General features: G+C 67.8%; 14 protein-coding genes. 7 read left to right on the top strand and 7 right to left on the bottom strand.

What is annotated here, in order from left to right; all coding sequences use genetic code 11:
- Nucleotides 1–45 precede the first annotated feature (45 nt).
- Both AWB94_RS18045 and AWB94_RS18040 read left to right on the top strand, forming a co-directional pair.
- Complete coding sequence (locus AWB94_RS18045; protein WP_062656499.1) at nucleotides 46–963, top strand: proline iminopeptidase-family hydrolase; 918 nt, start codon at nucleotides 46–48, stop codon at nucleotides 961–963.
- Nucleotides 964–991: 28 nt separating this feature from the next.
- Nucleotides 992–2,383, top strand: coding sequence for an APC family permease (locus AWB94_RS18040; protein WP_062656498.1), 1,392 nt, complete (start codon nucleotides 992–994; stop codon nucleotides 2,381–2,383).
- Nucleotides 2,384–2,483: 100 nt separating this feature from the next.
- Here AWB94_RS18040 and AWB94_RS18035 read toward each other — a convergent pair whose 3' ends face one another.
- From AWB94_RS18035 to AWB94_RS18025, 3 genes are read right to left on the bottom strand one after another with little or no spacing between them, the layout of a single operon-like run.
- Nucleotides 2,484–3,680 carry a winged helix-turn-helix domain-containing protein gene (locus AWB94_RS18035; RefSeq protein WP_062656628.1) on the bottom strand — a complete coding sequence of 399 codons (1,197 nt, stop codon included), beginning with the start codon at nucleotides 3,678–3,680 and terminating at the stop codon, nucleotides 2,484–2,486.
- 35 nt (nucleotides 3,681–3,715) lie between these two features.
- Nucleotides 3,716–4,177, bottom strand: a complete 462-nt coding sequence (locus tag AWB94_RS18030; protein ID WP_062656497.1) for a dihydrofolate reductase — start codon at nucleotides 4,175–4,177, stop codon at nucleotides 3,716–3,718.
- On the bottom strand, nucleotides 4,174–4,974 hold the full coding sequence (locus AWB94_RS18025; protein WP_062656627.1) for a thymidylate synthase: 801 nt from the start codon (nucleotides 4,972–4,974) through the stop codon (nucleotides 4,174–4,176). The genes AWB94_RS18030 and AWB94_RS18025 overlap by 4 nt, the downstream gene beginning before the upstream one ends.
- A gap of 47 nt (nucleotides 4,975–5,021) precedes the next feature.
- On the opposite strand from AWB94_RS18025, the gene AWB94_RS18020 reads away from it, so the two are divergent.
- A complete protein-coding gene (locus AWB94_RS18020; RefSeq protein WP_062656496.1) occupies nucleotides 5,022–5,771 on the top strand; it encodes a dienelactone hydrolase family protein in 750 nt (249 codons plus the stop codon).
- Nucleotides 5,772–5,804: 33 nt separating this feature from the next.
- Nucleotides 5,805–6,722, top strand: coding sequence for an HpcH/HpaI aldolase/citrate lyase family protein (locus AWB94_RS18015; RefSeq protein WP_062656495.1), 918 nt, complete (start codon nucleotides 5,805–5,807; stop codon nucleotides 6,720–6,722).
- On the opposite strand, the gene AWB94_RS18010 is transcribed toward AWB94_RS18015, so the two are convergent.
- Together AWB94_RS18010 and AWB94_RS18005 are read right to left on the bottom strand one after the other, a co-directional pair.
- A complete protein-coding gene (locus tag AWB94_RS18010) occupies nucleotides 6,716–7,174 on the bottom strand; it encodes a hypothetical protein (protein ID WP_062656494.1) in 459 nt (152 codons plus the stop codon). The genes AWB94_RS18015 and AWB94_RS18010 overlap by 7 nt on opposite strands.
- Nucleotides 7,175–7,196: 22 nt before the next feature.
- Nucleotides 7,197–7,757 carry a TetR/AcrR family transcriptional regulator gene (locus AWB94_RS18005; protein WP_084395127.1) on the bottom strand — a complete coding sequence of 187 codons (561 nt, stop codon included), beginning with the start codon at nucleotides 7,755–7,757 and terminating at the stop codon, nucleotides 7,197–7,199.
- 103 nt (nucleotides 7,758–7,860) lie between these two features.
- Between AWB94_RS18005 and AWB94_RS18000 the strand changes: the two genes are divergently transcribed.
- The 3 genes from AWB94_RS18000 to AWB94_RS17990 are packed head-to-tail and all read left to right on the top strand — an operon-like array spanning nucleotide 7,861 to nucleotide 10,692.
- On the top strand, nucleotides 7,861–9,288 hold the full coding sequence (locus AWB94_RS18000; protein WP_084395110.1) for an ABC1 kinase family protein: 1,428 nt from the start codon (nucleotides 7,861–7,863) through the stop codon (nucleotides 9,286–9,288).
- A complete protein-coding gene (locus tag AWB94_RS17995; protein WP_062656492.1) occupies nucleotides 9,275–10,456 on the top strand; it encodes a cytochrome P450 in 1,182 nt (393 codons plus the stop codon). Before AWB94_RS18000 ends, AWB94_RS17995 begins: the two co-directional genes overlap by 14 nt.
- On the top strand, nucleotides 10,453–10,692 hold the full coding sequence (locus AWB94_RS17990) for a hypothetical protein (RefSeq protein WP_062656491.1): 240 nt from the start codon (nucleotides 10,453–10,455) through the stop codon (nucleotides 10,690–10,692). Before AWB94_RS17995 ends, AWB94_RS17990 begins: the two co-directional genes overlap by 4 nt.
- An 8-nt stretch (nucleotides 10,693–10,700) precedes the next feature.
- On the opposite strand, the gene AWB94_RS17985 is transcribed toward AWB94_RS17990, so the two are convergent.
- Nucleotides 10,701–11,648, bottom strand: coding sequence for a DUF1214 domain-containing protein (locus tag AWB94_RS17985; RefSeq protein ID WP_062656490.1), 948 nt, complete (start codon nucleotides 11,646–11,648; stop codon nucleotides 10,701–10,703).
- A 72-nt stretch (nucleotides 11,649–11,720) separates the two neighbouring features.
- Nucleotides 11,721–12,125, bottom strand: coding sequence for a flavodoxin family protein (locus AWB94_RS17980; RefSeq protein WP_062656489.1), 405 nt, complete (start codon nucleotides 12,123–12,125; stop codon nucleotides 11,721–11,723).
- Nucleotides 12,126–12,132 lie beyond the last annotated feature (7 nt).

The raw sequence follows: 12,132 nt of genomic DNA, 5'->3' as shown, positions 1-12,132 counted from the left end.
ATTAATGGTCTTGCAGTGAGACCATTACGGCCCCATGCTGCCTTCATGCTCCGCACGACGCACACCATCCCGTTTCGCGACCACCAGACCTGGGTCCAGATCACCACGCCGGAATCAGAGCGCACCGACGCGCTTCCGCTGTTCGTCCTGCACGGCGGTCCCGGGATGGCGCACAACTACGTGGCCAACATCGCCGAGCTGGCCGACGAGACCGGCCGCACCGTCATCCACTACGACCAGATCGGCTGCGGCAACAGCACCCACCTGCCGGATGCGCCCGCCGAGTTCTGGACCCCGGACCTGTTCGTCGACGAATTCCACACCATCCGCACCGCGCTGGGCATCGACCGCTATCACGTCCTGGGGCAGTCCTGGGGTGGCATGCTCGGCGCCGAGATCGCGGTGCGCCGACCCGACGGGCTGGCGTCGCTGTCCATCTGCAACTCCCCCGCCTCGATGCAACTGTGGGTCGAAGGAGCGGCCGAACTGCGGGCACAGCTGCCCGCCGACACCCAGGCCGCCTTGGCGCGCCACGAGGCCGACGGCACCGTCACCGACCCCGAGTACCTGGCCGCGACCGCCGAGTTCTACCGCCGCCACGTGTGCCGGATCGAGCCGATGCCCGAGGACTTCGCCGACAGCGAGGCGCAGATGGAGGCCGAACCCACCGTCTACCACACCATGAACGGGCCCAACGAGTTTCACGTCATCGGGACGCTACGCAACTGGACGGTGATCGAACGGTTGCCGGCGATCACCGCACCGGTGCTCGTTGTCGCCGGCGAGTTCGACGAGGCCACGCCCGCGACGTGGCAACCGTATGTCGACAACATCGCCGATGTCCGCAGTCACGTCTTCCCTGACACCAGTCACTGCACGCATCTGGAGAAGCCCGCCGAGTTCCGCGCGGTCATCGCCGATTTCCTCGCTTCCCACGATCTGGCCGCCGCCGCCCGGGTCTGACCCCACCACCCACCTGACAGGACACCCCATGGCCACCACCTCCACCCACCTCACCACCGGTGAGGGGCAACGCAGTCTCGAATCATTCGGCTACAAACAGGAACTCAACCGATCCATCTCGACCCTGGACCTGGTCGTGTACGGCCTGGTGTTCATGGTGCCGATCGCGCCGTGGACCATCTTCGGCACCGTCTACAACAGCGCCTCCGGCATGGTGCCGCTGGTCTATCTCATCGGCCTGATCGCCATGGTGTTCACCGCCCTGGCGTACGCGCAGATGGCCAAGTCGTTCCCATTGGCAGGTTCGGTGTTCGCCTATGTGGGCCGCGGCATCCACCCCGGGCTGGGTTTCTTCGCCGGCTGGGCCATCCTGCTCGATTACCTGCTGATTCCCACCCTGCTCTATGTGTTCGCGGCCGAATCGATGATCGGGCTGTTTCCCGGAACACCGCGCTGGCTGTGGGCGATCGTGTTCGTGATCGTCAACACCGCCATCAATCTGCTGGGCGTGGGCTCCCTGAAGATCGTGAACCGGCTCTTCCTGGCCCTCGAGCTGGTGTTCCTGGTGCTGTTCGTCGTCATCGCGGTGCGCGCCATCAACGGCCAGTCGCTGCCGAACGTCGCGTGGAGCACCACCCCGATCTGGAACTCCGAGGCCATCAGCGCACCCCTGATCGCGGGCGCCCTGTCGATCGCCGTTCTGAGCTTCCTCGGTTTCGACGGCATCTCCACGCTGGCCGAGGAGTCGACCGGTAAGAAGAACCCGGCGGGACGAGCCATGATCATCGCCTTGTTCGTGGTCGCCGGGTTGTTCATCACCCAGACCTGGTTGGCCAGCCTGCTGGCCGGCGGCCGTGCGTCCTTCAGCGACGACGAGGTCGGTAACGCCTTCTTCCTGCTGGTGCAGGCGGCCTCCAACACCGGGTGGATGAACGCCTTCTTCGTGGTCAACGTGCTCGCGGTCGGCTTTGCCAACGCGATGGCCGCCCAGGCCGCCACCAGTCGGCTGCTGTTCTCGATGAGCCGGGATCGTCAGCTGCCGGCCTTCCTGTCCAACATCAGCTCGCGCAAGGTCCCGTTCGCCGCCGTCCTGGTGGTGAGCGCGCTGAGCCTGGTGCTGGTGCTGTTCTTCGTCGGCCAGATCGGGTTGATCTCGTCCCTGGTGAACTTCGGCGCCCTGTTCGGCTTCTGCCTGCTGCACCTCTCGGTGGCCTGGTACTACCTGGTGCGCAAGAAGTCGAAGAACTACCTGTTGCACGGGGTGGTGCCGCTGGTGGGGCTGCTGATCATCGGTTACGTGCTGTTCAACGCCGACCCGCTGGCCAAGATCGGCGGCCTGGTATGGCTGGCGATCGGCGCCATCGTGTTCGCCGCCAACGTGATCCGAGGCCGTCGGGCGCCGCTGCCCGTCGAAGGCTAGGAGGATAGAAGGCTAGAAGGCCGACGCGGCCAGGACACTCGGCCCGGCTCGAGCGTGGAAAGCGATATCACCGGTGATATCGCTTTCCACACTCGAGTGTCTAGACCCTGCGCCGCAACTCGCGCACCAGATCACCGCGCTCCCCGACCGTGACCGCACCGACACCCAGCCACGCAGCCATCGACTGCAACTCGGATGCCAGGGCGCCGGCCACCCGGGATCGGTCCTGGCCGTCCTCGGCGAACGCACCCACCACGTGCAGCGCCCCGTCGGTGCGTTTCAGGTCCACACGGCCGACCAGCTCACCGTCGAGCAGGAACGGCCATACGTAGTAACCGAATTGGCGTTTGGACGCGGGCACGTAGATCTCGATGCGATAGCGGAAGCCGAACAAGCGCTCCACCCGAGGGCGAAAGAAGATCAACGGGTCGAACGGGCACAGCAGCGCCGTGCCCCGGTCCAGACGCGGAATGCGCACCCCGGCACGCAGATACGCCGGCGTCCCGTCGACGTCGACGGGTTCCAGCAAGCCCTCGTCGACCAGCGCCGCCACCGTGGGCTTGCTCTGTTTGGGGCTCAGCCGGAAATAGTCCCGCAGGTCCGGCTCGGTCGCCACCCCGAGCGCTCCGGCTGCCCGCAGGATCAACTCGCGCAGGGCCTGCTCGTCATCGACCTCGCGGGCCAGCACATGCGGTGGCAGCACCTTCTCGGTGAGGTCGTAGTGCCGCGCGAAGCCGACCCGGGTGGCCGTGGTGAGTCGGCCCGACGCGAACAGCGCCTCGGCCACCCACTTGGTGTCGCTGCGATCCCACCAAGGACCTTTGCGGCCCCGCGGCTCGGATTCCAGGTACGCCTCGATCTGGCCCGCGGTGGACGGCCCGAGCACGTCGAGGGCAGCGATGACATCCTCGGCCAGCCGCTGGTTCTTGCGGACGATCTCGGTGCCCCACCGGCCGTGGGTGTACTCCCGCATCCGCCAGCGCAGCAGTGGCCAGTCCTCGACGGCCATCAGCGCCGCCTCGTGCGCCCAGTACTCCACCAGCAGGCGCGGCGCCCGCGCGCTGTGGCTCCAGGCGGCCCGGTCCAGCGCATCGCGGTCATAGGCGCCGAGCCGGCTGAACACGGGCGCATAGTGGGCGCGCACCGCCACCGACACCGAATCCAGCTGCAGCACCTGGATCCGGGAGATCAGCCGCTTGAGGTGCGCCCGGGTGACCGGGCCCGCCGGCCGGGCGTCGTGGAAACCCTGCGCGGCGACGGCGATGCGGCGGGCCTGGGCGACGGTCAGAGATGGCACCCGGTCATCGTTGCGCATGGCACCGACAACGGCGCTCAGCGGTGGTACGAACAGAACCGGTAGCGCAGCCCCGTACCACTGGTCAGCCAGTCCCCACGGGTCACCGACCAGGAATCGTCGAGGGTGGGTGCGAAGGCATCCCCGTCGACGTCGACGTCGATCTCGGTGACCTCGCAGCGGTCGGCCAGCGGCAGTGCCAGCGCATACAGCTGGGCACCGCCGATCACCCAGCCGTCCAGGTCGGCGGGCAGCTCACCCACCACCTCGGCGCCCTCGGCCACGTACGACCGATCGCGGGTCACCACCACATTGCGACGGCCGGGCAGCGGGCGCACCTTCGCCGGCAGCGACTCCCAGGTGAGCCGGCCCATGATCACGGTCTGGCCCAGGGTCAGCTCCTTGAACCGGGCCTGGTCCTCGGGCAGCCGCCACGGGATGCCGTTGTCCAGACCGATCACCCCGGAGGTCGACTGCGCCCAGATCAAACCGACCGTCATACGGCGACGGGTGCCTTGATGGCCGGATGCGGATCGTAGTTCTTGATCTCGATATCCTCGTAGATGTAGTCGAAGATCGAATCACGCTGGGCCAGAACGAGTTCCGGATATGGCCGCGGGTCGCGTGAGAGCTGCAACCCGACCTGCTCGACGTGGTTGTCGTAGATGTGGCAGTCCCCGCCCGTCCAGATGAACTCCCCCACCCCCAGGCCGGCCTGGGCGGCCATCATGTGGGTCAGCAGCGCGTAGCTGGCGATGTTGAACGGCACCCCGAGGAACAGGTCGGCGCTGCGCTGGTACAGCTGGCAGCTCAGCCGGCCGTCGGCCACGTAGAACTGGAAGAACGCATGGCATGGCGGCAACGCCATCTGCGGTATCTCGCCCACGTTCCAGGCCGACACGATGTTGCGGCGGCTGTCGGGGTCGCGCTTGAGCAACTCCAGCGCCGCGCTGATCTGGTCGATGTGCCCACCCGACGGGGTGGGCCAGGACCGCCATTGCACGCCGTACACCGGGCCCAGATCACCTGCCTCGGAAGCCCATTCGTCCCAGATGGTGACACCGTGCTCCTGCAGCCAGCGCACGTTCGAGTCGCCGCGCAGGAACCACAGCAGCTCATAGACGATCGACTTGGTGTGCACCTTCTTGGTGGTGATCAGGGGAAAACCGGCGGTGAGGTCATAGCGCATCTGGTGCCCGAACAGGCTGCGGGTCCCGGTGCCGGTGCGGTCGGATTTCGGTGTGCCGCGCTCCAGCACCAGACGCAGCAGATCCTCGTACGGGGTGGCGATGGGCACGCCCACAGCTTACGTCCGGCGGGCAGGAGTGGAGTAGAACGGACCCCATGCCGATCACCCACGACAGCATCACCACCTCCGATGGCACCGCGACCGTTGCCGTAGCGACCCCCGAAGGTCAGGGCCCGTGGCCCGGCGTCGTTCTCTTTCCGGACGCCGGTGGCCTGCGCCCCACCATGGAGCAGATGGCGGGCAAGCTGGCCGGGTTCGGCTACGTCGTGCTGGTGCCCGACGTGTACTACCGCAATCCGGGGTGGGGGCCGTTCGACCTCAACACGGTGTTCAGCGACCAGGAACAGCGCAAGCAGCTCTTCGAGCTGATGGGCACGCTCACCCCCGAGGTCTTCGCCGCCGACGCCGAGGCGTTCTTCGACTACCTGGAGGCGCGTCCCGACGTCACCGGGACGAAGTTCGGCACCACGGGGTACTGCATGGGCGGACGCGCCTCGCTGATCGTCGCCACCCGGGTGCCCGAGCGGGTCGCGGCCGCACTGTCCTTCCACGGCGGCCGGCTGGCCGTCGCCGACGATCCGGACAGCCCGCACCTGCTCGCCGACAAGATCCAGGCCGTGGTCTACGTGGCCGCCGCCGAGAACGACGGGTCCTTCACCGAGGACGACGGTAAGCGGCTCGAGGACGCGCTGTCCGGAGCGTCCGTCGAGCACACCATCGAGTTCTATCCGGCCGCGCACGGTTTCGCGGTGCCCGATCACCGTGCCGTGTACGACGAGGGCGCCGCGCAGCGGCATTGGGAGAACACCGAGCGGGTGTTCGGCGCCGCGTTGGCCCCGGCCTGAACCCGGCCGAACGGGTAAGCGACGATTGACGGCGTGTACGACCAGCCCAGCGCCTTCCAACCCGATCCCAGCGAACCCGGATTCCGCATCGACCCGGTACTGGCCCGCAGCTGGCTGCTGGTCAACGGCGCCCAGTACGACCGCTTCGCACCGGCCGCCCGGTCCCGCGCGGACGTCGTGATCCTCGATATCGAGGACGCCGTCGCCCCCAAGGACAAGGTGGCCGCCCGCGAGAACGTGGTGCGCTGGCTGGCCGAGGGCAACACCGATTGGGTCCGGATCAACGGGTTCGGCACCCCGTGGTGGGCCGATGATCTGGAGATGCTGAGCAACACCGGGGTGGGCGGGGTGATGCTGGCCATGGTCGAAGGGGTCGACCACGTCACCGAGACGGCCCGCCGGCTGCCGGACGTGCCGATCGTCGCACTGGTCGAGACGGCCCGCGGGCTGGAGCGCATCACCGAAATCGCCTCGGCCAAGGGCACCTTCCGGCTGGCCTTCGGCATCGGTGACTTCCGCCGCGACACCGGGTTCGGTGACAACCCGGCCACCCTGGCCTACGCGCGGTCCCGGTTCACCATCGCCGCCAAGGCCGCGCAGCTGCCCAGCGCCATCGACGGACCCACGGTCGGGTCCAGTGCCCGCAAGCTCAGCGAGGCGACGGCGGTATCGGCGGAGTTCGGGATGACCGGCAAGATCTGCCTGACCCCGGAGCAATGTCCCACGGTGAACGAGGGCCTGTCCCCTTCACAGGAGGAGATCAGTTGGGCGCGTGAGTTTTTCGCGGAATTCCAGCGCGACGGCGGGGAGATCCGCAACGGTTCGGATCTGCCGCGCATCGCGCGCGCCAACAAGATCCTGGATCTGGCGAGGGCCTACGGCATCCATGAGTCCGATTTCGGCGACGATCCCGACCACGTGCCGGCGCCGTCGGACACCTTCCACTACTGAGATCGCCGGCGGGAGTGCGCGTACGTCGCCACCGCCCGGATGATCCCGCGCGCGGCGTACACCGCCGCGAGGATCGACAGCAGGATCAGCACGATGAACATCACCAGCCAGTTGCTGCGGCTGTGGCTGACGTTCCACCACACGACGGTGAACAGCACGGCGCAGATGAACACCACGATGTCACGCCAGTTGCCGGTGTAGGACGCCGCGATCGCGCGGATTTCGCGGTTCTTCTCGACGGCGGCGACGATATCGTCGATGCGGCTGTCGATGGAGCGCTGCAGCGCGGCCCGGCGCTCCACGTCCTCTTCCGGAATGCCTTGCAGCAGCTCCATATCCGCCTTGATGGAAGCGCGGACATCCGGGCCCTTGAAGGTGCCCGCCGCGATACCGAGTAGCGCGCCGCCGGCGATCGGTGCGGCTCCCAGCGCGAGTTCAGCGATCCCTGGCATAGCGGGGAGCCTACCGCCCGCGTCAGTTGCGACGCAGCGACTCGATCCGGTCGGCCAGCATGGTGGTCCACTCGCCGACGTAGTCCTCATCGGCGGTGTCCAGGGCGGGCGCGTCGAACACGATGCGGGTGATGCGTTTGCCCAGCAGGGCGTTGACCCCGAACGTGGCGATACGGCGGGCGGCCTGCTCACCCAGATCCGGTGCGCACGCCGTGATCCAGTCGGCGAGTTCGGTGTACAGGCCGTCGACCAGGGCGGCATACGCGGCCTGGACGCCGGGTGATTCGGCGGCCGGGGTACGCGCGGCAACCCGGAGGAATTCGGCCTCCCGGTCCAGCACGCTGAGCAGATAGCGGCACAGCAGTGTCAACTCGGTGCGCAACTCCCCCTGTCCGGCGAACAGGGCGCTGATATCGCGCATGGCGCGGCGCCGGTCCAGCTGCCGGTCGATACCGGCGGCCAGCAGGGCTTCCTTGGACTTGAAGTGGTTGTACAGCGCCCCGCAGCCGGGCACCAGGCCCGCGGCCTTCTCGATCTGATTGATGCTGGTGGCCCGGTAGCCCTGCGCGCCGAACAGCCGCATGGCCTCGTTGACCAGTCGTTCCTTCGTCGATACCTGCACCCTTGACCATCCATAAGTGAGTACATATATTCGGTAGGACATCACTATAACCCGAGGAGGCCCGATGCCGGGCAGCGATCGCGCGGTCCCGCGCGGACGGGTACGCCGCACGATGCCGGTGGCGGGGTTCACCGCCCGGGCGGCGGGCGGACGCGTGGTGGCGACGTTGCGCGAGAAGGCGGGTGACACCGGCGCCGTCGAGCGCTTCCACGAACGCACCGCGCAGCGGTACGTCGAGTTGCTCGGCCACTCCAAGGGCGTCCTGATGAAGGCCGGGCAATTGATGTCGATGGTGGACGCCGCCGCGATCGGCGCCGGCGAACTCTCGCCCTATCAGGAGGCCCTGACCCGCCTGCAGGCCGGCGCCCCACCGATGGACTCCGCGCTGGCACACCGCGTTCTGGAGACCGAACTCGGGCGCCCGGCCGGTGAACTGTTCGCCGAGTTCGACAGCGAACCCATGGCTGCGGCCTCCATCGGTCAGGTGCATCGCGCGGTGCTGCACGACGGCCGCCGGGTCGCGGTCAAAATCCAGTATCCGGGTGTGGCGCAGGCCATCCGCGACGATCTGTCCAACACCGAACTGCTCTCCACCGTGTTCCGGTTCGCCGCGGGTGCGGCCGGCACGCTGGGCGCGGCCCTGCCCGATATCGGCGAGGCCGCCGCCGAGATCTCGGCACGCATCTCCGAGGAACTCGACTACCGGCAGGAGGCCGCCCACATCACGGCATTCGCCGACCTGTATCGCGGACACCCGTTCATCCGGGTGCCCGACGTCATCCCCGAGGCCTCCGGCGACCGCGTGCTGACCATGACCTACCTGCACGGATTGGATTGGGCCGCAGCACAGAACGCAACACAGGACCTGAAGAACACCTGGGCCGAGGTGATCAGCCGGTTCAGCACCGGTTCCTACCGGCACGCCAACCTGTTCCACGCCGACCCGCACCCCGGCAACTACCGGTTCGGCACCGACGGCACGGTCGGCTTCCTCGACTTCGGCTGCGTGAAGGTGCTCACCGAACGCACCCGCCGGATGATCGTCACGATGCTGCAAGCCGCGATCACCGGCCGCAAGGACGAGCTGCGCGCGTCGATGGTGGAAAGTGGCTTCTTCGCCGAGGATTCCACCCTCACCGCCGATGACGCCCATGCCTGGTATGCCGGGGTCGTCCACGAACTGATCGGTCCGCAGCCGGCCACCTACACCGAGCAGGCCTCCGCGCGGGCCATCGAGTACCTCGTCGACGTCCGCGCCTCCGACCACCCGCTGCGCCGGATGTCGGTGCCGCCGGATTTCGTCTTCTTCTCCCGGCTCAACCTCTCGATGAACGCGATCTTCACCACGCTGCACGCCACGTTCAACGCCCGCGATTCCGTCGACGACATGGACGGATTGGCCGAACCCACCAGCGATCTGGGCCGCCGGCACGTCGCCTGGGTGCGGGAGCGCGGCCTGCCGTTCGGATTGGATCACCATGACCAGCGCTGAGATTCGTTCCGCCCGGCTGCCGTGGGACGCCGCCGATCCGTACCCGTTCTACGAGCGCCGGCGCCGGCACGGCAATGTGGTGTGGGACGACACCGCCCAGGCCTGGCTGGTGCTGGGATACGACGCGGCCCGCCAGGTGCTCGGCGGAACGGGCTGGACCAGCGACCCGTTCGCCAACGCGCTGGCGCAGGCGTCGGTGGACGCCGTCGGCCGCGAATTCGCGCGCTCCTCCATGCTTTTCGCCGACGGTGACGTACACCGACGGCTACGCGGATCGGTCCGCGACGTCTTCACCCGCGGTTTCGTCGCCGACCTCGGCGAAGGGGTGCGGTCGATCGCCGACAGTCTGATCGGGCATCAACCGGCGGCAACCGAGTTCGACTTCATGGCCGAGATCGCGCTGCCCCTGCCGATTGCCGTCATCAGCGCGTGGCTGGACCTCGGCAGCGATGCCGCGCACCTGCTGCGGGAGGTGTCCCCCGTCATCATCCGGATGCTCGGCACCTTGGCCGACCCGGACGAGATGACCGCCGGGACGGCCGCTTCGGCGGCGCTGATGGCCGAGTTCCTGCCCACCGCGGCCGACCGGCGGACACATCCGGGCGATGACCTGTTCAGCTTCATCGCCGGGGATCCGGCCCTGTCGCTCGACGAGGTCGTGACGACGGCCATCCTGATCGCCGTCGCCGGCCACGAGACCACCGCCAACCTGCTCGGGGCGGCGATGATGACCGTCCTGACCCCGGATGCCGACGGCGCCCGGATCGCCGACCGCGTCGACCCGGCCGACCCGGCGCTGGTGGCCGAACTGATCCGGCTGGACGCTCCGGTGCAGTCCACCGTGCGCACCGCCACCACCACGCAGCGCCTCGACGGGATCACCATCGAGGCGGGCCAGAGCGTGCTGGTGGCGGTCGCCGCCGCCAATCGCGACCCCGCGGTGTTCGACGAACCTGACCGGTTGCGGCTGGACCGCGCCGCACCCGCGCCGTTGTCGTTCGGATACGGCGCGCACTACTGCCTGGGCGCGGCGCTGGCGCAGCTCGAGCTGTCCATCGCCCTGCCCGCGATCCTCGCCCGCCGACCCGCGCTTTCCGGCCCGGTGAGCTGGCGCGACACGCCGGCCATCCGCGGTCCGCTGAGCGTGCCGATGGTGTTCGGCGGGTGATCCAGGAGTCGGTGGTGATGATCTACCGCGACGGCGGCGATCGCTGGATCGACGAAAGCTTGCCCACACAGCGGAATTTCATCGCCGAGGGCACCCACGCCGCCGAGGACAGTGCCCGCCGGTTCGGGCCGGGTGCGGCGCTGGATTGCTTGGGCGGCACCTACAACGTCGTCGACGACGAACCTGTCACCGCGCGCGACAACGTGGCCGCGATGGCGGCTGAGACCGCCGGGTGAGCTGTACGTCACCCGGCGGTGAGCGCAGGCACCGTCCAGGCGCCGGTGAAGAACTCGCTGCGTGGACGGTACAACCGAATCAGGTAGTTCCAGCCGTTCGGTGTGATGATGCAATTGGGCGGAGCTTCGTCGCCGACCTCGGCCCGCAAGCGCACGGTGATCGACCCGTCCTCGTTCGGCACCCCGGTGACACTGTTGACCGAGTACAGGTTTCGCGGATTCGGCTCGAAGAAACCCGCAGCGTTGTAGACCGAGACCGACCAGAAAGCGTCGACCGGAACATCTTTGAAGGTCAGCTCGTAATCACCCGGCGGTAACGCCGGGTCGACACCGACATAGGAGGCCTCCGAGGTCGGCAACCCGCCCCATCCGGCGGCGGTGCCGATGAGGTGGTGGACCGGATCCACCTCGTCCGGACGTCCGAAGGTCCGCTCGAATGCGGTCAGACCACTCGCCAGGCTGAGCAGGGCGTCTCGAGTCTTGTCCAGACTTGCTTTGTCGTAGTCCGGCGCGATGAAAGTTTCCGAAGAGCTCGTCTCCAGCGCCATCCGGTCCTGCAGGGCGCTCACGGCAGCGACGTCGTCCGGGTCGAGCGGATCCACCAAGGTGCGGACACCGACCATGACGTACCGCGACCCACTCAGCTCCTGGGTCAGAAGGTGACGGCCCGGCTCGTGCAGGATCACGTTGATGTAGTGGTCCTCGTTCACCACCATCGCGGACATGTACCGCCCGTCGGATTCGGGAAGGGTGAGCCAGGCCGGTTCCGCAAGGTCGAGGATGGCAAAGCTGTACAACGTGTCCCGGTTCAGCCGGATGACGGTCTGCTCATCGATCGACGCCGGCAGGCGGTTGTGCCGGAACACATTGACCCCGCCCGCGTCGCGTTGGATATCGGCGAACATCCTGTGCGTCTCGGCACGGACAAAGTTGTCGGCATTGACCAACACCGCCATGTCAGATTCTCCCGTCGATTGGTGACACCCCGACCTCATCTGAAGACCGGGGCAATCTCTGATTGCCGCGGCTCAGTCGCTCATCAACGCAGCGGCGACCGTCGCCCCGAGATTCCAGCACGCCTCCAGCGCAGCCTTGCCCGGTTTGCCCGAAACCACCACATACTCGGCGGCCTTCACCCAGCCCAGCCCCGCGGTGATACCGGTGATGGCGCGTTCGGCGCCCTCGGTGCCCTCGTTGCCGTGCAACCACAAGCCGAACGGCCGGCCGCGGGTGGAATCCAGGATCTGGTAATACGACTCGTCGAAGGCGTGCTTGAGCGCCCCACTGAGATAGCCCAGGTTGACCGGGCTGCCGAGCAGATAGCCGTCCGCCGCCAACATGTCCACCGGCGACACCGTCAGGGCCGGCCGGCGCACCACCTCGACACCCGCGATATCCGGATCGGTCGCCCCCGCCAGCACCGCCTCGAACATCTCCTGG

It is taken from the genome of Mycolicibacterium canariasense, assembly GCF_002101555.1.
GTDB classification, from domain to species: Bacteria; Actinomycetota; Actinomycetes; order Mycobacteriales; family Mycobacteriaceae; genus Mycobacterium; species Mycobacterium canariasense.
Note: the sequence above shows the minus strand (reverse complement) of the source record. Positions and strands in the feature narration are given on the sequence as shown.